Raw genomic sequence first — 25,870 nt, forward strand, 5'->3', positions numbered from 1 at the left:
TCCATTAACAGTTCAGCGTGGGATGCTAATAGAGCTGCCTTATTTAGACTAGCCAACATTACTGATAGTGATGTGCGATTTATCTTAAAAGAGTGTCTTACAAGATTACTTTTTAAAACTTAAGCCTCTATTCGATACCTAGTTTTTTCATCTTATAACGAATGGTTCTAAAGGTTATGCCCAATAACTTCGCAGCTTCTGTTCTGTTCCAGCGAGTTTCATTGAGCGCTTTTTCGATTTCAGCTTTTTCAATTTTTTCAATAAACTGATCAAGAGGAAGATCACCGCGACTAAAACCTGACTTAACCTGTTCCTGGCGTGGCTTAGTTGATTCAATTTCATCACCCTGAGCCATAATAAGGTCTGACGCTTCTATGGTGTCCGATTCAGAGAGTGCACAGGCTTTTTCCAGGATGTTTTCAAGTTCTCTGTAGTTAAAAGGAAACTCATAGTTTTTCAGCACGTCTCTCGCATCAGTGCTAATTTTTTTGCCATCTGATAACTCTTCCAGATAACTGTCTATCAGTATATCTAAATCAGATAGCCTTTGAGTAATCGACGGGATTTTAAGTTGTATTACATTTAACCTAAAGAAGAGGTCGTCCCTCAATTGGTGGGTATGAACGTAATCAATTAATGGCTTCTCAGTGCATATTATAATGCGAATATCCATTGGCTGATCAGAATGCTCAGACTCAATGGGAAACTTCTTTTGCTCGATGGCATGCAGCAACTTTTTCTGAGTTATTATCGAAAGGTTTTGGATGTTGCTTAAAATTAATGTGCTGTTGTTTGCCTGAAACAGCAGGCAATCATGCTGTTCATCCTTATTAAAGAGTAGATGCTCGAGTTCTTCCTGTTCTTCGCTGGAGCAATCTAAAAAGACTTCTGCCTGATCGGAGCGTGAGCTTTGCTCGTGAAGGATCTGTGCTAGTCGTTCTTTTTCTGTGCCTTTTTCACCCTCAATAACTATCGGAGCTTGCGAGCCCCTGATCTTGACCATCTTTTCTCTTAATTTGTTTATGGCTTCGCTACTGCCAGCAAGAAATGTGAAGGGCGCCTGCGGTTCAACCTGCTTCCCATCAACGTATTTGAATGCGTGCTTCAATAATTGGCGTAAATGTGACAAGTCAATTGGCTTTGCCAGGAAGTCGAATGCGCCGAGTTTCATGGCCTCAATTGCGTTATCGGTACTGCCAAAAGCTGTGATTACGGCAATTGGCATGTGAGGATATTGCTTTCGAACATACTTAACAAAGTCGAGACCGTTGCCATCCGGTAGTTTCAAATCGGTAAGACAAAAATGGAATTGTTCTTCAGACAGTTGCTTTTTTGCATCAGTCAAATCTTTACTGCTTGAAACATCAAGTCCCATTTGAATTAATGTCATTGTCAGCAGGTGTCTGATATCTGCTTCATCGTCAATGACTAGAACTTTGGGTTTATTTTGATTCATGGTCTGATTCTTATTGGACAATTAACGTCGCCTGTCTTCTTTTGGAGTTGAATTGCCTAGATTGCCTGCATCTTCAGATTCAATTTCTGCAAGCTGCTCTGCAAGTTCTGCATCGATCATAAAGCTGCTGGTATCAAAGCTTATTCTAAAACAGGCTCCGCCAAAAGCTACCGGGATGCAATCCAGTCTTGCCTGATTGGCTTCACAGAGTTCCTTTGATATATATAGTCCTAGCCCTGTGCCGCTATGATGGGTCGTATAAAAAGGCTCAAATATTTTGTCTTTTTCTTCCATTGAAACACCAACACCTTCATCTATAACGTCTAAAAACAGGTCGCCACTGAGTGGATCACGGCCTGCAGCTAGATGGAGTTGGTACTGATTAGTATTTAGATGGCTGTACTTCAGCGCATTATCGAAAAGATTCGATAGAACCTGCTTCAACTGCGACTGGTCAAATGCCACTTTGAGGCCTGACTCAACCCCTTCGGTTGTGATGGTAGCTGGTTCCTGCAACCCTTGTTGGTATTCCTTAATAAAACTGGGTAAAAATCTGTCCATTACTAATATCTGACGCTCCGGAGGTTTACGTTTCGATACTTTCTGGATATTGTCGATAATTTCATTGATGCGCTTTGACTGTCGCTCAATAATTTCCATCAGCTGCTGTTCCTGTGGGTTTTCGCTGACGCTTTCCAAAAGCATCTGTATCGATTGGTTAATGGCGCTCAAAGGATTCCGAATTTCATGGGCGATGCTTGCGGTCAGTTGACCGAGTGAAGCCAGTTTTAACTGCTGTGCTTTCTTGATGACATCTGAGTAGTTATCCAGCAAGATTAAAGTCATGTCATTGGTATTAAGCGGAATAAAGCGGGGTAGTAACTGCGGGCCAGTACTGGTTGCACGGAATGGTAATCCTTCGTGCGACGTACGGTTGGCTCTTTTTAATTGGTAGTCCAGATCATCTGTAATGGCAGCTAGTGGTTTGCCAATTGGGGTGTCTGGCAACCCAAGCCCATACCATGCTGTTTGATTGATATGACGAATTCGGTTTTGATCATCAACTACAATAATGCCTCGATTCATCTTCTCAATGATCTGGCTATTCAACCGGTGCATATGAGCAATTGAACGTTGTTGCTCGGCAGTTTCTTCTTCGTAGTAGGTTAACCTTCTGGCCAGTATGTTACCTAATAGGGTGACCACTAAAATACCAGCAATCTGTAAGCTGACTTCTGAGTAGAATGTCTGATCAAACTCTCCCTCGCGAATGCGGTAGACCAGTACCAATCCAATGCTTACCAGTATGCCGTACAACATACCCAGGCGATTACGAACCAGTAACAATGCAAAGATAGCAACCAGTGCCATTAGAACAATATAGCCGGCACTGTCAGATTGTCCCGCATAGGCGAGCAGACTTAACATCAGAATGTCGGTAAAGGGTTGGCTGTAGGCCTGGATATGGAACTGGTGTTCAACAAAGGAAAGAAAGAGGAGCAAGCTTGCCAGAATAACGTAGCTTATCGCAGCGGTGGTGTAGACGTCCTGGTCATATAATCCGCCTTGAGATTTGGCGATAAAAGGAAGCAGAAAAAGTAGCAGGGCAATAACCAGACGCGCCACCGAGTAGTAGCGTAAAAACTGCCATCCGAAGTCTATTTTTTTATTGTTATCAAACACTAAGCATCCTGAACTTTCGATATGTGTCACTTAGGTTATGTTGAGTTTGTGATGATTTCAAGCATTGGCTGTATAACTCATTGAAAAAATTTGTAATTGCTGGAAAATATAGGGCAAATTATCAGTTGAGTTCGGCGATGCGAATAGCGATTGCGCAAAACAATTACACGGTTGGCGACATACGCCACAACCTTGAGCTAATAAAGTCCTCGTTGAGGCAGGCAGAATCAGATAATGCCGATATTGTGGTGTTTTCTGAGCTTTCGCTTTGTGGTTACCCTCCAGAAGACCTTCTGCTACGTCCGGATTTATATACAATTATTGATGATGCAATTGAAGAGTTGCTCAGTCTCAACTCAAGTGTCGCCATGGTAATAGGGCATCCGATTAAAGAGCCAGAAGGTCTGTTTAATGTTGCCACTGTCATCCACCAAAACAAAATATTGGTGCAATATCGAAAACAGCTCCTACCTAATTATTCTGTATTTGATGAAAAGCGTTATTTTGAGTCTGGCTCAGAAGATTGTGTCTTTGCATTTAAAGGCGTCAATGTAGGCCTGTTGGTATGTGAGGACTTGTGGTATCCAGAACCAACAGCGCGAGTTAAAGCCCTTGGCGCTGATATCCTTTTAAGCCCCAATGCATCACCATACTGCTATGGTAAGGGAGCTTTACGCAGTGCTGAAATGGGGTCCCGTGCCAGAGAGAACGAACTGCCGATTGTTTACGTTAACCAGATTGGTGGACAGGACGAGCTAATCTTTGACGGCTGCTCAGCGGTTTACAACGAAGAAGGGCAGAGAGTTTTTCAAATGGCTGAAATGGCTGAAGACTTTGCATTTATTGACTTTGACAAGACTTCGGGTGCCATCAAGCCAAGTAAAGGCTACCTAAACCAATTCCATGGCGAAGAAGAAATATGGCAGGCTTTGGTTTTGGGTGTTCGCGATTATGCACAAAAAAATGGCTTCAAGGGTGCTTTATTAGGATTGTCAGGTGGTATAGATTCAGCCGTTACTTTAGCTGTAGCAGTTGATGCATTGGGTAAAGAGAACGTCAATGCAGTTATGATGCCGTTTCGCTATACCGCCAGCATGAGTATCGAAGATGCTGAAGCGGAAGCTAAGGCGTTAGGTATCGAATTTGACGTTATTTCAATTGAGCCAATGTATGAAGCTTTCATGTCCCAATTATCGAGTCAGTTTGAAGGGACTGAAACCGATCTGACTGAGCAGAATATTCAGGCACGGTGTCGCGGAACCTTATTGATGGCGCTATCGAATAAATTCGGACGCCTGGTACTGACAACGGGCAATAAGTCTGAAGTGGCAGTGGGCTATTGCACCTTATACGGTGACATGGCGGGCGGGCTCGATGTGCTCAAAGACGTCTCTAAAACCATGGTCTACCGTCTGGCGAGGTATCGGAACACTATTTCAGAAGTCATTCCGGAGCGTGTGATTACACGGCCACCTTCTGCTGAACTTGCCCCAGACCAAAAGGATGAAGACAATTTACCGCCATATGATATCCTTGACGCCATATTGGAAGCTTATGTCGAGCAGGATAAAGGCATTGATGATATTGTTGCCATGGGTTATGACGAAGCTGATGTCCGACGAGTGATTTGGCTGGTTGATATTAATGAGCATAAACGTCGCCAGACACCTCCGGGCATTCGAATCACGCAAAGAGCCTTTGGTCGCGATCGCCGTTATCCGATAACTTCAGGTTTTGGCCGACAGTTTAAATCTAAATAAAGCAGATTGTTTGAGAAGGAAACACTGATGAAAAAAATAGAAGCCATCATCAAACCGTTCAAGCTTGATGATATCCGTGAAGCTCTGACTGACTTGGGCGTCAATGGTATGACAGTCACTGAAGTAAAAGGCTTCGGACGACAAAAAGGCCACACAGAGCTTTATCGTGGCGCAGAATATATGGTGGATTTTCTGCCTAAAGCCAAGATTGAAGTGGTTATTGACGATGACTTGGTCGACAAATGTGTGGAAACTATTATTGAGGTTGCTCGTACCGGTAAGATTGGTGACGGAAAAATATTTGTCACTAATATAGAGCGGGCGGTTCGTATTCGTACTGGTGAAGAAGGCGAGGATGCAATTTAGCCAGATTTTTCAATTTCAAGCACAAAAAAAGCGGGTCTGTAATAGCCCGCTTTTTTAATTACTGGGAGTGAAACTTTCTGAATTAGAATTCTGCGAGTTTATAGTCAGGATAATTTAGCAATAGAACCCTACGATACTCCTCAGCAATTTCAGGCAGTTCGAATATATTGTATGAGTTAATTAAAATCTCTAACGCGCTTGGTACTGCTGGGGTTTTAGGGAAGTTTTCCACGATGTATTTGGCACGATTAGCCGCAGCAATATATGTGTCTCTTTGCATGTAGTAGCGGGCAACGTGAAGTTCGTAGTCAGCCAGCATGTTTCGGATTTGAATCATGCGTTGACGTGCATCAGGCGCATATTTGCTTTCTGGATAAACTTCAACTAGCGCTTTGAAATTATCGAATGCCGCTTTGATATTGGTGGTATCACGTTTTTCAATGTCAGCGGTAAAGACTTCTTTGAATGTGCCGACCTCTTGCTCATAATGCATAACGCCTTTCATGTAATAAACGTAATCTGCATTTTCGTGTTGAGGGTGCTGACGAAGAAAGCGATCGGCTAACGCCTGACCTGATTCATAATCACCTTTTTTAAAATAGGCATAAATCAACTCTAATTTTGCTTGTTCAGAAATTCGACCAAATGGATAGCGTGTATCGATTTCCTCTAATAACTCGATGGCACGCGTAAAGTTGCTTGAACGCATTGAGTTTTTAGCACCGTCAAACAGCTCCTGAGCTGTCATTGAAGATATTTTAGTGTTTTTAAGGGAGTCTTCCTTTGGGGTGCTAGAACATCCAGCTAGCGAAAGTACTAATAGAACAAGGACGATAATACTGTTTTTTTGCATATTTAATTCTTTCTGTTTGTGTTCAGCCTGATACAATGTGGCTCATTCTAACTGACCATCAGTTATAGGCCAATCTTTTTACGTGATTTTACAATGACCACCCAATCTATTGAACTCAGACACATATTCGACGAAAAAGTTTACGGAAAAAGGCTTGATGCTGCTTTATCTCAGCAATTTAGCGATTATTCCCGTTCGCGTATTCAAGAATGGATCCAAAATGGCTTCGTAAAAGTTAATGGCGAAGTTATAACATCTAACAAGTATAAAATGGCCGGTTTCGAAGATATCGAAATCAATGCTGAAATTGAGGTTGCTGGTGAATGGAAGCCCGAGGCAATTGACCTTGATATTGTCTACGAAGACGATGCTCTATTAGTAATTAATAAGCCTGCTGGTCTGGTTGTTCATCCTGGCGCTGGAAATCAGGACGGAACCATGGTTAATGCTCTATTGCACCATTGTCCTGAGCTTGCCAACTTACCCAGAGCTGGGATTATTCATCGTATTGATAAAGAGACAACAGGTTTGTTAGTTGTTGCCAAAACCATTGCAGCGCATACCAATCTAGTCGAACAATTACAAAACCGTGCTTTTACTCGTGAATATGATGCTGTGGTAAATCGTGTGATGGTTTCAGGTGGCACCATAGATCGACCTATTGGCCGACATCCAACAAAACGCACATCAATGGCTGTTGTTCCTGATGGTAAAAGAGCCATAACCCACTACCGAGTTGTTGAAAAGTTTCTCGATCATACTCACCTAAAACTTCGCCTGGAAACCGGTCGTACTCACCAGATTCGTGTACATATGGCTTATCTTAAGTTCCCTCTGGTTGGCGATCCTTTGTATAGTGGTCGTTATCGTGTGCCAACAAGAATAACACCGATATTAAGAGAAACGCTGGATGGTTTTAAAAGACAAGCGCTTCATGCCAGTTTGCTTGGACTTAATCACCCTGAAACCGGTGAATACATTGAGTGGAGAGCTCCTTTGCCTCAGGATATTTCCGATCTACTAGAACAGTTACGAGAAAACCGAGATACTTTCGAAGCAGCAGAATGATCCAGCTTATTAAGCCCAATTGGTCGGCCCCCGTAAATATACGAGCGTTTAGCACAACTCGTGTAGGCGGTGTTAGTAAAGCGCCTTTTGACAGTTTAAATCTTGGGCTGCATGTTGGTGATGACGAAGTTTCTGTTATGAAAAATCGGCAGCGGCTTCAGAAATTAACAGCCCACCGTCCGGTACAATGGCTCAATCAGATCCATAGTAACAAGGTCGTGGAATATTCTGGGGCAGATCAGTTAGTTGAAGCTGACGCCATAGTGACCAGTAAATCCTCGGCAACTTGCGCGGTTATGACAGCGGACTGTTTGCCGGTTCTCATGACCAATTCCTCTGGTAATTGGGTTGCAGCTGCACATGCAGGATGGCGTGGTTTGGCGGATGGAGTATTAGTAAATACCGTTTCAAGTTATGATAGACCGGAACCTTTGATGGCGTGGATTGGCCCTTCTATCAGTCAAAAATGCTTTGAAGTGGGCTCTGAAGTAAGGGAGGCTTTCCTTGAAGTTGATGCCAGTAATCAAACTTACTTTGTGCAAAATTACCGAGGCCGTTGGCAGGCAGACCTGGCAGGCCTTGCCAAAAAGCAGTTGGAGACTTTGGGCGTTGCGGTCTATCTGAGTCAGTTGTGTACTTTTAGCAATGACCATCAGTTTTATTCATACCGCAGGGATGGTCAAACCGGGCGTATGGCCAGTATGATTTGGATATCAGAATAATATTATTTAGATAAAGGTATGTGTTAAAGCATGACGATTTTTTGGTGGGTACTGCTGGCTGTAGTTTTGATTCTAACTGCACTCATAGTCAAACTTCTCAAGGGCGCTAAAAAGTATAATCATATTGATTGGGGTTCGCCTTTTCTTAATTTCATCGATGGCCTAAGCCGTTATTACTGTATTCGCTTTCATAGACTTGATTATGAGCGCTTTTCGCTTCCTACAGAAGGCGGTGCCATCCTAATTTCAAATCATATTTCAGGCCTTGATCCGTTACTTTTGATTGCTGCCAGTAATCGTCCGATTCGATTCATGATAGCAACGGAAGAGTACAATCGATTCGGCCTAAACTGGTTATTTAAAGGTGCTGGCTGTATTCCGGTGAATCGTAGCGGACGCGCGGATATTGCTTTTCGCCAGGCTAGACGGGCCCTTGAACAAGGTGAAATTGTAGCTTTGTTCCCCCATGGCCGTATTCATCTAGACGATGAAGAACCATTTCGTGTAAAGCCTGGAATAAAAAAACTGGCTGAACTTACCAGGCATTCCATATTTGTTTGTAGAATTATTGGCGTGCGCGGGCAGGGCAGTGTATTCACTCCGCTGTTTTTACGTTCAGAGTCCAAAATTGTGCAGTTTCCGACCATCACCCATCATTATTTCCATCATGATGAAAGTCTTCACCGCTTGGGCGAGGTTTTATTGGGCCATCGAAATCCATTCTCAAAAGATACTGAAAAGCACTAACGAAGCTCTGTAATGTATAAGTTCCAGAGCTTTTAATCATTTTCCCAAAGGTTTTCACAACCCTATTCAATACCTCCTTTCTGCCTTTTCCCTGACAAATATCAACTCATTCGAACGAAATTTAATCAAAATAAGCTGTAAGCTCTTGAAAAGGAGTAATAAACCCACATTTTGTAAGACATAGTGTTTTATATCGAGTTTGCGCACAAACAGTGACAATGACTCAAGAGAGGTTTTTGCATGAGAATGGATAAATTTACCAGTAAATTTCAATCAGCGTTGGCGGATGCTCAATCCCTGGCGCTAGGTAAGGATCACCAATATATCGAGCCGTTACATTTAATGCTGGCGATGTTGCAGCAGCAAGGCAATAGTGTATCGGCTATTTTGAATCAGATTGGCGCTCCCGCCGGTCAATTAATCAATGCCATTGATGCTGAACTGGCCAAGCTACCGCAGGTTAGTGGGACAGGTGGCGAAGTCCATATTTCTCCAGATCTTGGAAAACTTCTTAATGTTTGCGACAAGATCTCTCAGCAACGTCAGGATCAATACATTTCTTCTGAGTTATTCTTATTGGCAGCGCTTGAAGATAAAAGTGTTTTAGGTAAGTTGCTTAAAACTCAGGGCGTAACTACCAAAATGGTGGAGGATGCCATTGCACAGATTCGCGGCGGTCAGGCTGTGAATGATCCCAATGCCGAAGACAATCGTCAGGCACTTGAAAAGTACACCATCGATCTTAATGCCCGCGCAGAAAGTGGCAAGCTGGATCCGGTTATTGGGCGAGATGATGAAATCCGTCGCTGTATTCAGGTGTTGCAGCGTCGTAGCAAAAATAACCCTGTTCTCATTGGGGCTCCTGGTGTGGGTAAAACTGCCATTGTGGAAGGCCTGGCCCAACGAATTGTTAATGGTGAAGTACCTGAAGGCCTAAAAAATAAAAGAGTGTTATCGCTGGATATGGGCGCTTTGATTGCCGGTGCAAAATTCCGCGGAGAATTTGAGGAACGTCTAAAGGCAGTGCTCAATGATCTGGCCAAGGAAGAAGGGCGTGTCATTCTATTTATCGACGAGCTACACACTATGGTTGGTGCGGGTAAAGCAGAAGGCGCAATGGATGCCGGTAATATGCTAAAACCTGCGCTCGCACGTGGTGAGCTTCACTGCGTGGGTGCTACAACTCTGGATGAATACCGTCAATACATTGAAAAAGATGCAGCTCTGGAGCGTCGTTTCCAAAAAGTGTTGGTTGATGAGCCAACTACCGAAGACACCATCGCCATTCTTCGTGGTTTGAAAGAGCGCTATGAGGTGCATCATGGTGTTGAAATTACTGACCCTGCGATTGTTGCTGCGACCACCTTGTCTCAACGCTACATTACCGATCGTCAATTGCCCGATAAAGCCATTGACTTGATCGATGAGGCAGCCAGTCGTATCCGTATGGAAATTGATTCGAAACCTGAGGCTATGGATAAGCTAGAGCGTCGTTTGATCCAGTTGAAAATTCAGCGAGAGGCGCTGAAAAAAGAAGAAGACGAAAGCTCAAAAAAACGTCTGCAGGATTTGGAGCAGCAAATTGTCGAGATGGAAAAAGAGTTCGCAGAGTTAGATGAAATCTGGTCATCCGAAAAAGCTTCGGTACATGGAGCTCAGAATATTAAGGCTGACCTGGACAAAGCACGAGTTGAACTTGAAGCTGCTCAGCGTGCGGGTGACTTAACTCGTATGTCTGAATTGCAGTACGGCACCATTCCTGAATTAGAAGCTAAGCTGGCCAAGGTTTCCGAGCAGGATACCGTAGAAATGCAGTTGTTGCGTAATAAAGTTACCGATGTCGAAATTGCGGAAGTGGTTTCGAAATGGACAGGGATACCGGTATCCAAAATGCTGGAAGGTGAGCGTGAGAAGTTATTGCGCATGGAAGAGGTACTGCACAACAATGTTGTGGGTCAGGATGAGGCTGTGACCGCAGTATCCAATGCCATTCGTCGCTCACGTGCAGGCTTGTCTGATCCAAATCGCCCAAATGGCTCTTTCCTGTTCCTTGGACCAACCGGTGTCGGTAAAACAGAGTTATGCAAAACTTTGGCCAAGTTCCTGTTTGACAGTGAAGATAATATGGTTCGCATCGATATGTCAGAGTTTATGGAAAAACATGCTGTGGCCCGTTTAATTGGAGCGCCTCCTGGTTATGTTGGTTATGAGCAGGGTGGCTATCTGACCGAAGCGGTACGTCGTAAACCATATTCAGTGATTCTTTTTGATGAGGTTGAGAAGGCGCATCCGGATGTGTTCAATGTGTTGCTACAGGTTCTCGAAGATGGTCGCTTAACCGATAGTCAGGGTAGAACAGTAGACTTTAAAAATACCGTGATTGTCATGACATCGAATATGGGATCGGATTTGATTCAGGCGCATAGCGGACAGTCTGGTGATGGAGATAAGGATTATGATGAAATGAAGACCATGCTGATGGATGTGATTGGCAAGCATTTCCGCCCAGAGTTTATCAACCGTATCGATGAAATTGTGGTGTTCCATCCTTTGGCCAAAGAGCAAATCAAGTCGATTGCTGCAATTCAGATGGAGCGTTTATTGCAAAGACTGCGCGATCAGGGCTTTGTGGTAGAAGTGACAGATGCGTTGCTTGATCTGCTTTCAGAGTCCGGTTTCGACCCGGTGTTTGGGGCCAGACCTTTAAAGCGTGCCATTCAACATAAAGTTGAAGACCCATTGGCACAGGCCATATTGGCCGGTAAGGTTGATGTCAGCAAAACTTTGACTCTTGATGTTGAAGGAAATTTGTTGTCAATTAAGCAATAATTTACAGCCTGATTACTGAGGTAAAAGCATAGCTCCAGAGCATTTAACTCTGGAGCTTTTTTATGTGATGAGTCTAGCCCGGACGACCATCAATTCGCGGCTTGGTTAAAACTGGCCAGTAAAACACGACGAATAAGCCATAAGCCAGAATCCATAGACTTCCGCTAACCTGATAACTTTCCGCAAGATAAGTTGGAAAGATTAAGGCCGTAAATCCACGAATCAGCCCTGCCAATAATACGATAGCAAAGGCGACAGTCATCCATTTACTGGGTTGAAGTGGTCGGCCAGAATGTCCTAATGAAACGCGTGCAATCATACCCAGTACGACAGAGCCTAACGCACCTGCGGTCAGCAGGTGAGATGCATTAGAATAAGTCGTTGTGTGCTCCAGCAAAGCACTTGCAAAAACTAATAAGCCTATTGGTATAAACCAATAGCCAAGGTGCAAAATCCATAATAGCGGGACTTTAAGCGCCGGAATGGTTTTCCAGCGTAGAATCCGCACAATGTTGGCCACTGCCGCTAGAATCATTAGAGAAGCAACAATCATATTCATGCTTTCAGTTCTTGGTAATACTAACCAGGTGAAAGTCGCTAACCAGATAGAGCCTAAGCACACCCATTCGAGTGCCAGAATTGGCATAGGTTTGTCAGTATTGGTTGCTCTAGATGTGAAGAAGGGGATTACTCGGCCACCCATGACCGTGATCAGTGCTGTTATAGCCAAGACCGTAGTAATAAAAATTCTTTCTGATAGTAGCCAGTCATTAATGTATGCAGCGTAATAGCTTAGTCCGTTGAGTACTGTGAAAAGTAGCATTAATGGTACAAAAAACAAGTTTCGCCACTGCCTGACTTGAATGACTGGTCGAGCGAGAAATATTGCTACGAGCGGTAACCATGCTATGTCCAAAATCATCACCAGCCAGTTTTTTTCGCCCAGAATTGGCAGCAAGGCTCTTGGCAAAAACCACAAACAGGATGCTATGGCCAGTGGCCAGCCGCGAACACCTGGAATACCCGTCCAGTTTTGCATCGCCGTTAATACAAAGCCTGCTATTATCGCCAGAGTAAACCCAAACAGCATCTCATGGGCATGCCACCAGATTGAGTTTTGAATTCCCGGCAAATAATTACCTCCGGACAACAGTAGAAGCCATAAAACCATGGATACCGTTGCTACCAAGGCTCCTCCCAGGAAGAAAACCCGGAAACCCAAGCGAAATAATGGCCAGATTGCGTTTTCTTTTTGCGAGTCTAGTATTTGCATATTGAAGAATTCTCGTAGATGGATTGTTACTCTCATCTCTATTATAAATTAAAGAAGTAAAAAAAATACATCTTTATTTGTTTAAATTATCCTTTCAAGAATCAAGATCATGGATACAATGATAAAAAACATAAATCGAATGTATATGATCGTCCGTTATAGTCTCTGGCTGCTTTTTATTGCCCTTCAACTTTTCATCGGTGTACTTATCTACCTCCAGTCAGGTAATGAGTTGGTAGCCTTTGCCATGCTTGCAAAACATTTGCCTGGGGTAATGTCTTTGCTGACTGATGCAGCCCAGCGACTTCCATTGTTATACCAGCAGGGGTGGGTAGCTCACCACTTACCTGATATTCTCTGGTCAAGTGCCTGCGCCTCAGTTTTAGTAGGCTTATGGGCGAACCAGTTCTCACTTTCAAAATTATTGCCACTAGGAATGGCCTGTGCTATTTTTTACGAAACGCTTCAGTTTTTTGGGGTGACGAATGGGACGTATGATCATCTTGATTGGCTTTATTCGTTATTGGCTGGGGCAGTTTCTACATTATTAACCTACTTATTGTTGCGTGGTTCTTTGCAGTACAAAGAAGACAGTAAGTAATAAGGAAATTAAAAATATGAAAAATGTCAGTCTTGCTGGCTTAGCGCTTAGCTGCTTGCTGTTGAACGGATGTTTCATGGCTGAAACTCAGCGCACTTATTCCAGTACCCCGAAGGGGACCACTCCTCTTATTTTTTCCAATAACAAACCCGCAATTGATGAAACATATCTTGTAGTAAATCAAGCCTACTACCTTCTTCCTGATATTTGCCAACAAACCAGGCTACATGGAGATCAGGCCGACCAAAGGTTGTTGGGCGATCAGGCTGACCAGCGGATGTTAGGCGATCAGGCCGATTCAAGGTTGCATGGCGATCAGGCTGATCAGCGCATGTTGGGCGACCAGGCTGATTCAAGATTGCATGGTGACCAGGCAGATCAGCGGATGCTTGGTGATCAGGCTGACTCGAGGTTGCATGGAGACCAGGCAGACCAGCGGATGCTCGGTGATCAGGCTGACTCTAGATTGCATGGCGATCAGGCAGACCAGCGGATGCTCGGTGATCAGGCTGATTCAAGATTGCATGGCGATCAAGCTGACCAGCGGATGTTGGGCGATCAGGCTGACTCAAGGTTGCTGGGCGATCAGGCTGACTCTAGATTACATGGCTCACAAGTGAGTCAATTTAAATGTTCAAAAGTTGCTTCAATTAATGGAGTAGTTGTATCGGGATTCACTGGCTCAGAACAGGTAGTTATCAATAAAGGGTCACAATTTGGTAGTTATAGCTGGGCTAATAACGCTTTAATTTTAAAATTTTAATCCAGAGGAGTAAGTAATGAAAGTTTGGCAAAAGTCATTGATTAGCACAATTGTGCTATCGGTGTTTCTGTTATTGGCTATGGGTTCTGAACCCTACCATACTGATACAACCGACATGAGAATTGTACCAATCCAGCAGGGAACAGTTGCTGAGGGTATTCGTATTGTTGCAGAAGATGGCTCCTTTGAACTTAAAGGTGGCGAGCGCTTTACATCACCATTCCAAAATAATATTTGGACTGGCTACTGCCGTCGATTCTCAAATAATACACTATTAACTCAGGCGCAAGATGCGCTGAGCTGTGGTGCGAAAAAAGTGAGAATTTACATCGGAGATCGCCAGACACCATTATATGGTGTTCTAATGCTAAACTCCTCCGTGGGTTCAGCTTATGGAGCAGCTTCTCGTTCATACTTAATACGCCTTGAAGACGATAAGATTCGTCATGCACAGGCTGGTAATACTTCTGTTTCTTATGAGTTGGTTAAATATAAAAGAACTGGCTACTGGGATGACGGCAGAAGAACAAGTTCAGAAGCAACTCAATATACCTGGGTTCTCTGGTATTCTTCATATCCTTTCTAGCTACAGGAAAAGAAAAAGCCCTCAAAGTTGAGGGCTTTTTTGTATCTAACGAACTATGTATTATTTTTCATCACAATATTTTGTGACGTTTTCACGAGCCTGCTTCAATCGCTCTTCACGCTCTGTATCAGTCAGCATTCTGCGCTCGCCATTTTCTTCTATTTGAACGCGAGTTCTGCTTTCTAATACTTCCAGATTATTTTTCGCGATTGTACAGTTTTTGCGGGCAATTTCTTTATTCTGTGCTTCAATGCTTTTCTTTTGGGCTTCTTGCTTGGCAATAACATCATCTTGTGAGCTGGCCATAGTGTTTGCAGCTTCTGCACTCTGCTCGTTACCACGCTCTGAAACAGGTTTTGAGTCGCTTACTCTTTGGTTTATGGTTTCATAGCTAACACCGTGGGGCGGCTTAGTTTGAGTATACTTGATATTTCCTTTTTCATCTTTCCATTTGTAAATGGGTTGATTTGCGCTTGCCATAGCAGATAAACCTAACCCTAAAATGGCGGTCAAAATAATGTATTTGATTTTAGCCATAACTTTCCATTCTCATTTTGATGTTGGTTACAAAGGCTGAGTCTTGAAATCAATGACTCAGGCATCTTCTTCAATAAGCACTAATTTATTCGTTTTGGCAAAATCTAGCAACTGTTTGAATAGATTGGGGTGTTCTAATGATAACTGGTTAGAAATTATCACACACTTAACGCCATCAATAACTGCTGGCCTTAAAAGGGGAGAGTAAACCATTCTGCGGTTACGAAAGGTGCATAGATTACCGCACATTCGCTCGGCCCAGTCACTAGGTCTAAATGTTTCCCCAGTTTCTGTTCTTCCTTTAATAATAAAGCGCTTGCTGGTTTGCGTTTCGCTCATATCTGGCTTTTACTTGATAAGTTGCGCGTATATTGACAGAATCGTCGCCGCTGTCAATATACCCATATGTATGCAAAGGGTTTGAAGCTATAAAGTAACACTCTACAAAACACTTCTCCAGCTGTTCTTGTGTGTGTTAATGTAACGACATCAACGATTTAGATTCACTAGGTAACAATTTTAATGAAAGCCAACAAGCAAGTAGCACATAAACGCGGTATTTATCTTCTTCCTAATTTATTGACCACAGCGGGGCTGTTCGCTGGCTTTTATGCAGTAGTGGCTTCAATGCAAGGAGCTTTTGCCAGTGCTGCAGTCGCTATTTTCATCGCGATGATTATGGATGGTCTAGATGGCCGCATTGCGCGCATGACTAATACTCAAAGTGACTTTGGCGCTGAATATGACTCAATGGCCGATATGATCTCTTTCGGTATTGCTCCCGCACTTGTTATCTACAACTGGGCTTTATATGACACGGGTAAAATAGGTTGGCTTGCTGCATTTGTCTATGTAGTTGGTGCTGCATTAAGACTTGCCCGATTCAATACTCAGGTTGCTACAGCAGACAAGCGATATTTTCAGGGATTGGCGAGTCCATCAGCCGCTGCGATTATTGCCGGTTTAGTGTGGTTAGGATCTGACTATGAGTGGGATTCAAAGCCTTGGGGTATATATATAGCTATTATGACCATGGTGGTTGGTTTGCTAATGGTTAGCAACTTCCGCTATTCGAGCTTCAAAGAGGTTGACTGGAAAGGCAAGATTCCTTTTATTGGTGTGTTGTTAATCGTGCTCATATTCGTATTGGTCGCCTCTGAACCACCATTGGTACTATTTAGCGGTTTCGCCATATATGCTCTATCGGGTCCTGTTATGACCTTATGGCGTATAAAGGATATTAAAGAAGAAAGGCGGTTGCGCAAGTTAGAGGAAGCCGACCAATCCGAAATCAAGGAAGATTCCGAGGAAAATAACCCGAAATAACTATTCTTGAGCAGGGAGAGGCGCATAAACATGTGCCTCTGCTAATACTCAAATGTAAAACCTTATAAAATTCAGCTTAAATCATTAGTTCTACTTATCTAAACCACAAAAACCTGTTTAAAATTTATCCTTTTTGGCGTTATAATGATCAGCTCGCAAAAAACTTTTGAAAACCTTCAAAAAGAGCTTGCGAAGTGAGAAATGGTGCTTATAATGCGCACCACTTTCGAGGCAGAAGTCTTGGAAGGAAAGTCCAGGAAGGGCGGTTTCGGAAGCGTTAAAAAAAGTTTTTGAAAAGGTGTTGACAGGAAGTTATGGCGCTCTATAATGCGCGCCGGCTCTGAGGAAACTCGGAGGCATTTCAAGGAAGCGAAATGGTTGATAATTGTTTGTTTAACAGAAAGTTAAAAAAGATTATCAAAAGATGTTGACAGGAGGTTGGGGCGATATATAATGTGCGCCCACTTGAGCGGAGCAGGTTCTTCGCCAAGACGTTCTTTAACAGAGAAGATAAGACAATTTGTGTGGGCACTTATGTCGATGATGTAATCCATTTATCGATTGAGTGACCAACACCCTGAAAGACAATTCGTTCTATATAGAACAAAATGTAATTCAAGTTGGTGATTCATCGAGTCAAGATATTTAGAAGATTTCGGTCTTCGAAAAACTTTAAACTGAAGAGTTTGATCATGGCTCAGATTGAACGCTGGCGGTATGCTTAACACATGCAAGTCGAACGGTAACATGAAAAAGCTTGCTTTTTTGATGACGAGTGGCGGACGGGTGAGTAACACGTAGGAATCTACCGAGTAGCGGGGGATAGCCCGGAGAAATCCGGATTAATACCGCATGTGCACTTCGGTGTAAAGAGGGCCTCTTCTTGAAAGCTCTCACTATTCGATGAGCCTGCGTCAGATTAGCTTGTTGGTGGGGTAATGGCCTACCAAGGCAACGATCTGTAGCTGGTCTGAGAGGATGATCAGCCACACTGGGACTGAGACACGGCCCAGACTCCTACGGGAGGCAGCAGTGGGGAATATTGGACAATGGGCGCAAGCCTGATCCAGCAATACCGCGTGTGTGAAGAAGGCCTTCGGGTTGTAAAGCACTTTCAATAGGGAGGAAGGCCAAGTAGTTAATACCTGCTTGGATTGACGTTACCTATAGAAGAAGCACCGGCTAACTCCGTGCCAGCAGCCGCGGTAATACGGAGGGTGCAAGCGTTAATCGGAATTACTGGGCGTAAAGCGCGCGTAGGCGGATGATTAAGTCAGATGTGAAAGCCCCGGGCTCAACCTGGGAACTGCATTTGAGACTGGTCGTCTAGAGTACAGAAGAGGGGGGTGGAATTCCAGGTGTAGCGGTGAAATGCGTAGAGATCTGGAGGAACATCAGTGGCGAAGGCGACCCCCTGGGCTGATACTGACGCTGAGGTGCGAAAGCGTGGGTAGCGAACAGGATTAGATACCCTGGTAGTCCACGCCGTAAACGATGTCTATTAGCTGTTGGGTATATTAAGATACTTAGTGGCGCAGCAAACGCGATAAATAGACCGCCTGGGGAGTACGGCCGCAAGGTTAAAACTCAAATGAATTGACGGGGGCCCGCACAAGCGGTGGAGCATGTGGTTTAATTCGATGCAACGCGAAGAACCTTACCAGGTCTTGACATCCAGAGAACTTTCCAGAGATGGATTGGTGCCTTCGGGAACTCTGAGACAGGTGCTGCATGGCTGTCGTCAGCTCGTGTCGTGAGATGTTGGGTTAAGTCCCGTAACGAGCGCAACCCTTGTCCTTAGTTGCTAACATTAAGTTGAGAACTCTAAGGAGACTGCCGGTGACAAACCGGAGGAAGGTGGGGACGACGTCAAGTCATCATGGCCCTTACGACCTGGGCTACACACGTGCTACAATGGGCAGTACAGAGGGTTGCCAACCCGCGAGGGGGAGCTAATCTCTTAAAGCTGTTCGTAGTCCGGATTGTACTCTGCAACTCGAGTACATGAAGTCGGAATCGCTAGTAATCGCAGATCAGAATGCTGCGGTGAATACGTTCCCGGGCCTTGTACACACCGCCCGTCACACCATGGGAGTTGTTTGCACCAGAAGTAGCTAGCTTAACATTGGGCGGTTACCACGGTGTGGTCAATGACTGGGGTGAAGTCGTAACAAGGTAGCCGTAGGGGAACCTGCGGCTGGATCACCTCCTTACAGACTAAGATTACACGTCTCATAAGTGTTCACACAAATTGTCTTATTTCACTGGAACTTGATCGGTTGTGCAGGCCAGTAGCGTCTGTAACAAAACAGATATAGATAATAGGTCTGTAGCTCAGCTGGTTAGAGCGCACCCCTGATAAGGGTGAGGTCGGCAGTTCAAGTCTGCCCAGACCTACCAAATTAGGCTGAGAGGCCGAAATCACCGATATCAAATGGGGCTATAGCTCAGCTGGGAGAGCGCCTGCCTTGCACGCAGGAGGTCAGCGGTTCGATCCCGCTTAGCTCCACCATTTACGATCAAGTTTAAGTATCAAGATGAATAGGAAAACTTATTCATCTGGGTATTTATGACCAGAACGAGTTCTTTAACAATTTGGCAGAAGCGAGTAAAAATTTGTAAGCAAATTTGTATTCATCATGTTGGCGTTATGTGTCATAAGTCGGACGCATAACGATAAAAACAGTTGTTTGTGCTGTATGACTTCAAACTATTTGGGGTTATATAGTCAAGTGACTAAGAGCATGCGGTGGATGCCTAGGCGACAGAAGGCGATGAAGGACGTGGTAGTCTGCGATAAGCCTCGGGGAGTTGACAACAAACGTTATATCCGAGGATTTCCGAATGGGGAAACCCAGCCAGTATAAGCTGGTTATCTTGCACTGAATTCATAGGTGTAAGAGGCGAACGCGGGGAACTGAAACATCTAAGTACCCGTAGGAACAGAAATCAACCGAGATTCCGTTAGTAGCGGCGAGCGAACGCGGATTAGCCCTTAAGTTTCTAGTGAGTTAGTGGAACAGTCTGGAAAGTCTGGCGATACAGGGTGATAGCCCCGTACACGAAAGCGAATTGGAAGTGAAAACGAGTAGGTCGGGACACGTGTTATCTTGACTGAAGATGGGGGGACCATCCTCCAAGGCTAAATACTCTCTGTCGACCGATAGTGAACCAGTACCGTGAGGGAAAGGCGAAAAGAACCCCAGTGAGGGGAGTGAAATAGACCCTGAAACCGCATGCTTACAAGCAGTGGAAGCACGATTTAGTCGTGTGACTGCGTACCTTTTGTATAATGGGTCAGCGACTTACTCTTCAGTAGCAAGGTTAACCGAATAGGGGAGCCGTAGGGAAACCGAGTCTTAATAGGGCGCTTAGTTGCTGGAGGTAGACCCGAAACCCGGTGATCTATCCATGGTCAGGTTGAAGGTTGGGTAACACCAACTGGAGGACCGAACCCACTTATGTTGCAAAATGAGGGGATGAACTGTGGATCGGAGTGAAAGGCTAATCAAACCGGGAGATAGCTGGTTCTCCTCGAAATCTATTTAGGTAGAGCCTCACGTATTACCCTAGGGGGTAGAGCACTGTTTCGGCTAGGGGGTCATCCCGACTTACCAACCCGATGCAAACTCCGAATACCTAGGAGTACAGCGTGGGAGACACACGGCGGGTGCTAACGTCCGTCGTGGAAAGGGAAACAACCCAGACCGCCAGCTAAGGTCCCAAAGTTATCGCTAAGTGGGAAACGATGTGGGAAGGCTTAGACAGCTAGGAGGTTGGCTTAGAAGCAGCCACCCTTTAAAGAAAGCGTAATAGCTCACTAGTCGAGTCGGCCTGCGCGGAAGATGTAACGGGGCTAAGCGATACACCGAAGCTGCGGAATATACTTTTAGTATATTGGTAGAGGAGCGTTCTGTAAGCCGTTGAAGGTGACTTGAGAAGGTTGCTGGAGGTATCAGAAGTGCGAATGCTGACATGAGTAACGTTAATGCGGGTGAAAAACCCGCACGCCGGAAGACCAAGGGTTCCTGTTCGACGTTAATCGGAGCAGGGTGAGTCGGCCCCTAAGGCGAGGCAGAGATGCGTAGTCGATGGGAAACAGGTTAATATTCCTGTACCGGTGTATATTGTGATGGAGAGACGGAGAAGGCTAGGCCAGCGCGGCGACGGTTGTCCGCGTTTAAGGTGGTAGGCTGAGAACTTAGGCAAATCCGGGTTCTTAAGGCCGAGAGCTGACGACGAGGTCCTACGGGACTGAAGTGGTTGATGCCAGGCTTCCAGGAAAATCTTCTAAACTTCAGATATACACCGACCGTACCCCAAACCAACACTGGTGGTCAGGTAGAGAATACTAAGGCGCTTGAGAGAACTCGGGTGAAGGAACTAGGCAAAATGGCACCGTAACTTCGGGAGAAGGTGCGCCGGTTTTGGTGATAGGACTTGCTCCTTGAGCTGAGACTGGTCGAAGATACCAGGTGGCTGCGACTGTTTATCAAAAACACAGCACTCTGCAAACACGAAAGTGGACGTATAGGGTGTGACGCCTGCCCGGTGCCGGAAGGTTAATTGATGGGGTTATCTTCGGAGAAGCTCTTGATCGAAGCCCCGGTAAACGGCGGCCGTAACTATAACGGTCCTAAGGTAGCGAAATTCCTTGTCGGGTAAGTTCCGACCTGCACGAATGGCGTAACGACGGCCACACTGTCTCCACCCGAGACTCAGTGAAATTGAACTCGCTGTGAAGATGCAGTGTTCCCGCGGCTAGACGGAAAGACCCCGTGAACCTTTACTACAGCTTCACACTGGACTTAGAACCTGCTTGTGTAGGATAGCTGGGAGACTTTGAAGCATGCACGCCAGTGTGTGTGGAGTCGACCTTGAAATACCAGCCTGGTATGTTTTGAGTTCTAACTCAGGTCCGTTATCCGGATCGAGGACAGTGTGTGGTGGGTAGTTTGACTGGGGCGGTCTCCTCCCAAAGAGTAACGGAGGAGCACGAAGGTTGGCTAATCATGGTCGGAAATCATGAGGTTAGTGTAATGGCACAAGCCAGCTTAACTGCGAGACTGACACGTCGAGCAGGTACGAAAGTAGGTCATAGTGATCCGGTGGTTCTGAATGGAAGGGCCATCGCTCAACGGATAAAAGGTACTCCGGGGATAACAGGCTGATACTACCCAAGAGTTCATATCGACGGTAGTGTTTGGCACCTCGATGTCGGCTCATCTCATCCTGGGGCTGTAGCCGGTCCCAAGGGTATGGCTGTTCGCCATTTAAAGAGGTACGCGAGCTGGGTTCAGAACGTCGTGAGACAGTTCGGTCCCTATCTGCCGTGGGCGTTGGAGATTTGAGAGGAGCTGCTCCTAGTACGAGAGGACCGGAGTGGACGAACCTCTGGTGTTCCGGTTGTCACGCCAGTGGCATTGCCGGGTAGCTATGTTCGGACAGGATAACCGCTGAAAGCATCTAAGCGGGAAGCCCCCCTCAAGATGAGATCTCCCTGAGACTTTAAGTCTCCTGAAGAGCCGTTGTAGACTACGACGTTGATAGGTCAGGTGTGGAAGCGTTGTGAGACGTTAAGCTAACTGATACTAATTGCTCGAGAGGCTTGACTATATAACACCCAAGTGGTTTGTTATGTAGCAAATAACTGAAAAACACAACACTGGTGAATACTGCATACAGATTTTAACTTCTTCTGCCAAATTGAAAGACTTGTAGCAAGCATAAATACTCAACGTTTTATGCTTGGCGACAATAGAGAGTTGGAACCACCTGATCCCATCCCGAACTCAGAAGTGAAACGACTCATCGCCGATGGTAGTGTGGGGCTTCCCCATGTGAGAGTAGGTCATCGCCAAGCGCTTATAATGAAAAAGCCCTAGCAGAAATGCTGGGGCTTTTTTGTTATAGGGTTGAGATAATTATTTTACATACCTAGGACTCCCCTGTGACAAATTTGCCTGGAGCAAATTTGAACGCCCGAAGGGCGGCCTCGAAGAGGCGAGTATCACGGATGATACGAGTAGAGTAGGTCATCGCCATACCCTAAAGGGCACGAGAGCGCTTATACAAAGAAAAGGGCTCACCGCAAGGTGGGCCCTTTTTCTTTGCATCAATGGTTTTGAGGACCAATTTTTATTTGTTTAGGACATGGTAGCTGATGAGAACTACAGCATTACAGATAACGTCTCATGGAAAGCTTGCTCCCTGACCAGAAACTGCTCCTTGCTTTTCTTGTACTCCCACCATCCTTGGTGGTCGTAGGCGACCGACATCCTTGCTTTACAAGGCGGGAGGGAATAGCCAGGGGGCTAGACCCTACCTTTAGGTGTCATATCCTTTGGGGCAGACCCTCGCCATACCCTAAAGGGCACGAGAGCGCTTATACAAAAACCCCGTCCGAAAGGTCGGGGTTTTTTATTGCCTGCATATAATTAATTTTAATTTCCAATAATTTTTACCCTTGCTAGCCCAGATCTTTACTATCTAATACCAGTTGCCAAAAGATAAGCTTCTAAGCAATTATTGAAACGTGATGTATTTCACATTATGATTCTAGATATTAGAAGCGGGGGTGCATTGGTCATGTATAAATATATAAGTTTAATTGTATTATCTTTATTACTTTCAGGTTGTGGGGATTTATTTTTACGATCATTAGACGAATTTAACGCCGGTATGGGTGGCCAACGAACTTGTCAGTACGAAGCTGATTACCAAACCATATATGGCGAAGGATATACTTATGAGTTTGGAGGCTATTGTAATCAATGGCTGGGTACACTGAAAAATAACAGTGAATTCACCATAAAGTGCTCCCATACTTTAGATGGTAGACCTGTAAATAGTGTATTTGCTGGCCCTAGACAAACTGTCGATGAAAAGTTTATAGCTCAAATGAATAATGGTTATTTAAAAGCAACTTGTCGAGCATGGGAGCGGGCAGCGAAGCTACAAAATCGTTATAGTGAAACTCGCTACTCTGTCTATAGCAAGCTTTCTAGTGGTACCTGGAAAGTAAGCATTCAAAACAATGCCAACTTTACTCGAAAATGCAGGTTACTTGATAAAAATAACCGAGTTATTGTTGAAGAAGCGCTTAGTAGCGGCCAGTCAAGCAGTTGGTGGAAAGAGCCGAACGGGACCTTCTATACACAGTGTATAAGTTAAACAAAGGCCACATAGTGGCCTTTTTCATATCTACCAAAAAAACTCTAAGTAATGTGATGTAATTTTCTTCATGCTAAGGTAATTTATTGTCACTTATATCTAAGCTTACCCGTCTAAATGGTAACTTAATGAAGGATTACATTTGTGTCATTTGTAGCACTATGTCCAAAAAAAGTAATTAGAAAGGCTCTGGCAGGAGACAAGTTTGCCTTTGCTCAAATTTATAATACCTATAAGCAACCGGTTTATAGTTTAGCCTATCGAATGTTACAAGATGTAGATGCTTCTTCAGATATATTACAGCAGGTGTTTTTAAAAGTTATGACGAGGTTAGATGATATCAATGATCACACAAAGCTTGGCTCTTGGATTAAGAGAATAACCTACAATTGTGTCATTGATTATATCCGAGCTAACAGCCGTGAATCTCTTGGTATTAATGACGATTATTTTGCCGATGACTTTTTAGCTCCTCAACATATTTCATTTGATGATTATGATCTAGACGTTCTTTTGAGTACTTTAAACGCTAGAGAGAGAAGCGTGTTAATTCTTTTCTCTGTTGAGGAATATACTCATCAGGAAATTGCAAGTATGTTAAGTATCAGCGAAAGTAATTCAAAGCAAATATACAGTCGAGCATTAAAAAAGTTATCACAATTAGCAGAGTTGGAGCGCTATAGTGGTAATAAGGTAGGTTCATATGACTAAGAAAACAATTGAACAAAAGTTTTTAAGCAAGTGGCGAAGCTCACAAGAACGCACGGTTCCGCATGACAATGATGAGCAGGTTCAAAGCTCACTACAACAAGCATTTGAAGATTATCACGCAAGAAAGCGCCAACCAGAAAAGTCGTCTACCCTGCCATGGTTCTCTGCCATTGCTGCAAGTCTGTTGGTTGTTTTTATTTCGTGGAAGTTTTTGGGGGCAGGTGAGGTGTCTAATGCTAATAAACTTCTGCTTACAGCTATTGAGCAATCCAATAAGCTGGATGCTGACTTTGAAAAACTAAAGAACAAAGATTTTAATAAGTTTGTATACGTTCAAAAGTTCCAGCTTGAGGCTGAATTAGACTCAATTAATAATCGTTTGGCAGAAGCTTACCTTGAGCAGGATAATCTGCAACAGAAATTACAACTGTGGCATCAGAGAAATAGAACATTGTCTAAACTAACAGCCCTTATGACTAATGCAGATAACTACCATGTCACTCATATATAGGAGCCAAATCATGTTAATTAAATATACAGTGTTAATTTTCTGTTTGTGTCTCCCAATACAGGCATTCGCCAATAATGTTTCTGAACTTAAAAGCGCGGAAGCTCAGATACTGGCAGAAAATTTAAAACGGGAAATTAATCAAACTCTCGCAGAAATTCGTCGTCTTGAACAACTTGAAGAGGCCGAGGGATTTACAGTCTCATTATCTCAGCCAAGCTTTTCTTTTATCAACTTAGGTGCTGTACTCGATCCTGTATCTAAGGTAGTGCTTTCTGTGAGTCCTCACTCGAATGCGGAAGCCTTAGGCCTAAAAGTCGGTGATAAGATATCAGTATTACAAATCGATGAAGAAAGAATTACTGATTTTTCTGAAGGAATACAATTAAAAGCAGGAAATAAAATCTTGGCTGAAGTAATCCGAACCGGTAATGACCAATCAATATCACTTCATACTACGGCTAAGAGTAAAATTATTCCTGCCTGGACTCTTGAGGTATCATCTACAAAAGTTAATTCTGCAAGTGTTCAGATGACAGGCTGTGGCTATGTTTCTGTATTCTTCACTCCGCCTGGAACTCAATATCAATACCCTGCAAAGGTATTTGAAGTGGATGGAGAAACTGGGTTTCATTTACGTGAAACGATTAAGCTTCCTGCTGGCCAACATACTCTAAAAGTACATGAATACATTCCTGAGCATATGTTGCCTCGTCGTAAGGCTGGTATAGAGAAAGCAAAAACTCTTGAGGTGATGATTGAACCTGATAAAACCTATCACATAGCTGCCCAGTTTGAGCCTGAAAAAAGACTAAATTTAGTCGATGAAGCTTACTGGGAGCCTGTGGTTTGGAAAGTATCTGAGTCTAAGTGCCGGCCTTAGAGACACTCGAATCTAGATATAAGAA

General features: G+C 44.2%; 20 protein-coding genes, 2 tRNA genes and 3 rRNA genes. 19 read left to right on the top strand and 6 right to left on the bottom strand.

Translation table 11 applies throughout. From position 1 onward, the window contains the following. Nucleotides 1-127 precede the first annotated feature (127 nt). Nucleotides 128-1,456 carry a sigma-54-dependent transcriptional regulator gene (locus tag CW740_RS05130; RefSeq protein WP_106648044.1) on the bottom strand — a complete coding sequence of 443 codons (1,329 nt, stop codon included), beginning with the start codon at nt 1,454-1,456 and terminating at the stop codon, nt 128-130. Between the two features lie 21 nt (nt 1,457-1,477). Continuing rightward, the gene (locus CW740_RS05135) at nt 1,478-3,139 is read right to left on the bottom strand and encodes a sensor histidine kinase (protein ID WP_106646526.1); all 1,662 of its coding nucleotides are present in this window, start codon (nt 3,137-3,139) and stop codon (nt 1,478-1,480) included. A 125-nt stretch (nt 3,140-3,264) separates the two neighbouring features. Between CW740_RS05135 and CW740_RS05140 the strand changes: the two genes are divergently transcribed. Both CW740_RS05140 and CW740_RS05145 read left to right on the top strand, forming a co-directional pair. Further along, entirely contained in the window at nt 3,265-4,899 is a 1,635-nt protein-coding gene (locus tag CW740_RS05140) for an NAD+ synthase (protein WP_188459769.1), read from the top strand. Nucleotides 4,900-4,926: 27 nt separating this feature from the next. Continuing rightward, complete coding sequence (locus tag CW740_RS05145) at nt 4,927-5,265, top strand: P-II family nitrogen regulator (RefSeq protein ID WP_018625764.1); 339 nt, start codon at nt 4,927-4,929, stop codon at nt 5,263-5,265. Between the two features lie 82 nt (nt 5,266-5,347). Here CW740_RS05145 and CW740_RS05150 read toward each other — a convergent pair whose 3' ends face one another. Further along, nucleotides 5,348-6,118: an outer membrane protein assembly factor BamD gene (locus CW740_RS05150; protein ID WP_106648046.1), complete on the bottom strand. Its 771-nt coding sequence runs from the start codon at nt 6,116-6,118 to the stop codon at nt 5,348-5,350. 93 nt (nt 6,119-6,211) lie between these two features. On the opposite strand from CW740_RS05150, the gene rluD reads away from it, so the two are divergent. The 4 genes from rluD to clpB all read left to right on the top strand — a co-directional run bounded on the left by rluD (nt 6,212) and on the right by clpB (nt 11,484). Beyond that, the gene (rluD, locus tag CW740_RS05155) at nt 6,212-7,186 is read left to right on the top strand and encodes a 23S rRNA pseudouridine(1911/1915/1917) synthase RluD (protein ID WP_106646528.1); all 975 of its coding nucleotides are present in this window, start codon (nt 6,212-6,214) and stop codon (nt 7,184-7,186) included. Next, a complete protein-coding gene (gene pgeF, locus CW740_RS05160) occupies nt 7,183-7,908 on the top strand; it encodes a peptidoglycan editing factor PgeF (RefSeq protein WP_106646529.1) in 726 nt (241 codons plus the stop codon). The genes rluD and pgeF overlap by 4 nt, the downstream gene beginning before the upstream one ends. Nucleotides 7,909-7,938: 30 nt before the next feature. Continuing rightward, on the top strand, nt 7,939-8,655 hold the full coding sequence (locus CW740_RS05165; RefSeq protein ID WP_106646530.1) for a lysophospholipid acyltransferase family protein: 717 nt from the start codon (nt 7,939-7,941) through the stop codon (nt 8,653-8,655). 240 nt (nt 8,656-8,895) lie between these two features. After that, a complete protein-coding gene (clpB, locus tag CW740_RS05170; RefSeq protein ID WP_106646531.1) occupies nt 8,896-11,484 on the top strand; it encodes an ATP-dependent chaperone ClpB in 2,589 nt (862 codons plus the stop codon). A gap of 73 nt (nt 11,485-11,557) precedes the next feature. On the opposite strand, the gene CW740_RS05175 is transcribed toward clpB, so the two are convergent. Further along, nucleotides 11,558-12,757 carry an NnrS family protein gene (locus CW740_RS05175; RefSeq protein WP_106646532.1) on the bottom strand — a complete coding sequence of 400 codons (1,200 nt, stop codon included), beginning with the start codon at nt 12,755-12,757 and terminating at the stop codon, nt 11,558-11,560. A gap of 109 nt (nt 12,758-12,866) precedes the next feature. Between CW740_RS05175 and CW740_RS05180 the strand changes: the two genes are divergently transcribed. The 3 genes from CW740_RS05180 to CW740_RS05190 are packed head-to-tail and all read left to right on the top strand — an operon-like array spanning nt 12,867 to nt 14,707. Continuing rightward, nucleotides 12,867-13,358: a hypothetical protein gene (locus tag CW740_RS05180; RefSeq protein WP_106646533.1), complete on the top strand. Its 492-nt coding sequence runs from the start codon at nt 12,867-12,869 to the stop codon at nt 13,356-13,358. A 16-nt stretch (nt 13,359-13,374) separates the two neighbouring features. After that, nucleotides 13,375-14,121: a hypothetical protein gene (locus tag CW740_RS05185; protein WP_106646534.1), complete on the top strand. Its 747-nt coding sequence runs from the start codon at nt 13,375-13,377 to the stop codon at nt 14,119-14,121. Nucleotides 14,122-14,137: 16 nt separating this feature from the next. Next, nucleotides 14,138-14,707 (top strand): hypothetical protein, encoded by a 570-nt coding sequence (locus CW740_RS05190; protein WP_106646535.1) that lies wholly within the window; start codon nt 14,138-14,140, stop codon nt 14,705-14,707. A gap of 60 nt (nt 14,708-14,767) precedes the next feature. Here the strand turns inward: CW740_RS05190 and CW740_RS05195 are convergent, their stop codons facing one another. Continuing rightward, nucleotides 14,768-15,244: a DUF4124 domain-containing protein gene (locus CW740_RS05195; RefSeq protein ID WP_106646536.1), complete on the bottom strand. Its 477-nt coding sequence runs from the start codon at nt 15,242-15,244 to the stop codon at nt 14,768-14,770. Between the two features lie 57 nt (nt 15,245-15,301). Next, nucleotides 15,302-15,583 (bottom strand): DUF3579 domain-containing protein, encoded by a 282-nt coding sequence (locus CW740_RS05200; RefSeq protein ID WP_018625775.1) that lies wholly within the window; start codon nt 15,581-15,583, stop codon nt 15,302-15,304. Nucleotides 15,584-15,766: 183 nt separating this feature from the next. Between CW740_RS05200 and pssA the strand changes: the two genes are divergently transcribed. The 10 genes from pssA (at nt 15,767) to CW740_RS05250 (ending at nt 25,845) form a co-directional block, all read left to right on the top strand. Next, the gene (pssA, locus tag CW740_RS05205; RefSeq protein ID WP_106646537.1) at nt 15,767-16,570 is read left to right on the top strand and encodes a CDP-diacylglycerol--serine O-phosphatidyltransferase; all 804 of its coding nucleotides are present in this window, start codon (nt 15,767-15,769) and stop codon (nt 16,568-16,570) included. 674 nt (nt 16,571-17,244) lie between these two features. Beyond that, nucleotides 17,245-18,783: ribosomal RNA gene (locus CW740_RS05210) — 16S ribosomal RNA — on the top strand. Nucleotides 18,784-18,893: 110 nt separating this feature from the next. Continuing rightward, nucleotides 18,894-18,970 (top strand) — tRNA-Ile (locus CW740_RS05215). A gap of 36 nt (nt 18,971-19,006) precedes the next feature. After that, nucleotides 19,007-19,082: transfer RNA gene (locus CW740_RS05220), tRNA-Ala, on the top strand. Nucleotides 19,083-19,296: 214 nt separating this feature from the next. Beyond that, a 23S ribosomal RNA gene (locus CW740_RS05225) occupies nt 19,297-22,186 on the top strand. A 131-nt stretch (nt 22,187-22,317) separates the two neighbouring features. Beyond that, nucleotides 22,318-22,433 (top strand): 5S ribosomal RNA (gene rrf / locus CW740_RS05230). The 16S, 23S and 5S rRNA genes sit together here with 2 tRNA genes alongside, the layout of an rRNA operon. Before the next feature lie 665 nt (nt 22,434-23,098). Then, nucleotides 23,099-23,743 carry a hypothetical protein gene (locus tag CW740_RS05235; RefSeq protein WP_157826396.1) on the top strand — a complete coding sequence of 215 codons (645 nt, stop codon included), beginning with the start codon at nt 23,099-23,101 and terminating at the stop codon, nt 23,741-23,743. Between the two features lie 144 nt (nt 23,744-23,887). Continuing rightward, nucleotides 23,888-24,454 carry an RNA polymerase sigma factor gene (locus tag CW740_RS05240; protein WP_106646539.1) on the top strand — a complete coding sequence of 189 codons (567 nt, stop codon included), beginning with the start codon at nt 23,888-23,890 and terminating at the stop codon, nt 24,452-24,454. After that, nucleotides 24,447-24,965, top strand: a complete 519-nt coding sequence (locus CW740_RS05245) for a hypothetical protein (RefSeq protein WP_106646540.1) — start codon at nt 24,447-24,449, stop codon at nt 24,963-24,965. The genes CW740_RS05240 and CW740_RS05245 overlap by 8 nt, the downstream gene beginning before the upstream one ends. A 10-nt stretch (nt 24,966-24,975) precedes the next feature. Continuing rightward, entirely contained in the window at nt 24,976-25,845 is an 870-nt protein-coding gene (locus CW740_RS05250; protein WP_106646541.1) for a PDZ domain-containing protein, read from the top strand. Nucleotides 25,846-25,870: the final 25 nt, after the last annotated feature.

The sequence above is a fragment of the Kangiella profundi genome (genome assembly GCF_002838765.1).
Taxonomy (GTDB): Bacteria; Pseudomonadota; Gammaproteobacteria; order Enterobacterales; family Kangiellaceae; genus Kangiella; species Kangiella profundi.

What these genes read in the sequence shown, in the direction of transcription:
- CW740_RS05245 (WP_106646540.1), top strand. Translation starts at nt 24,447, where the DNA reads ATGACTAAGAAAACAATTGAACAAAAGTTTTTAAGCAAGTGGCGAAGC.
- pgeF (WP_106646529.1), top strand. Translation starts at nt 7,183, where the DNA reads ATGATCCAGCTTATTAAGCCCAATTGGTCGGCCCCCGTAAATATACGA.
- CW740_RS05165 (WP_106646530.1), top strand. Translation starts at nt 7,939, where the DNA reads ATGACGATTTTTTGGTGGGTACTGCTGGCTGTAGTTTTGATTCTAACT.
- CW740_RS05185 (WP_106646534.1), top strand. Translation starts at nt 13,375, where the DNA reads ATGAAAAATGTCAGTCTTGCTGGCTTAGCGCTTAGCTGCTTGCTGTTG.
- CW740_RS05145 (WP_018625764.1), top strand. Translation starts at nt 4,927, where the DNA reads ATGAAAAAAATAGAAGCCATCATCAAACCGTTCAAGCTTGATGATATC.
- CW740_RS05200 (WP_018625775.1), bottom strand. Translation starts at nt 15,583, where the DNA reads ATGAGCGAAACGCAAACCAGCAAGCGCTTTATTATTAAAGGAAGAACA.
- rluD (WP_106646528.1), top strand. Translation starts at nt 6,212, where the DNA reads ATGACCACCCAATCTATTGAACTCAGACACATATTCGACGAAAAAGTT.
- pssA (WP_106646537.1), top strand. Translation starts at nt 15,767, where the DNA reads ATGAAAGCCAACAAGCAAGTAGCACATAAACGCGGTATTTATCTTCTT.
- CW740_RS05195 (WP_106646536.1), bottom strand. Translation starts at nt 15,244, where the DNA reads ATGGCTAAAATCAAATACATTATTTTGACCGCCATTTTAGGGTTAGGT.
- CW740_RS05175 (WP_106646532.1), bottom strand. Translation starts at nt 12,757, where the DNA reads ATGCAAATACTAGACTCGCAAAAAGAAAACGCAATCTGGCCATTATTT.
- CW740_RS05250 (WP_106646541.1), top strand. Translation starts at nt 24,976, where the DNA reads ATGTTAATTAAATATACAGTGTTAATTTTCTGTTTGTGTCTCCCAATA.
- CW740_RS05150 (WP_106648046.1), bottom strand. Translation starts at nt 6,118, where the DNA reads ATGCAAAAAAACAGTATTATCGTCCTTGTTCTATTAGTACTTTCGCTA.
- CW740_RS05180 (WP_106646533.1), top strand. Translation starts at nt 12,867, where the DNA reads ATGGATACAATGATAAAAAACATAAATCGAATGTATATGATCGTCCGT.
- CW740_RS05130 (WP_106648044.1), bottom strand. Translation starts at nt 1,456, where the DNA reads ATGAATCAAAATAAACCCAAAGTTCTAGTCATTGACGATGAAGCAGAT.
- CW740_RS05190 (WP_106646535.1), top strand. Translation starts at nt 14,138, where the DNA reads ATGAAAGTTTGGCAAAAGTCATTGATTAGCACAATTGTGCTATCGGTG.
- clpB (WP_106646531.1), top strand. Translation starts at nt 8,896, where the DNA reads ATGAGAATGGATAAATTTACCAGTAAATTTCAATCAGCGTTGGCGGAT.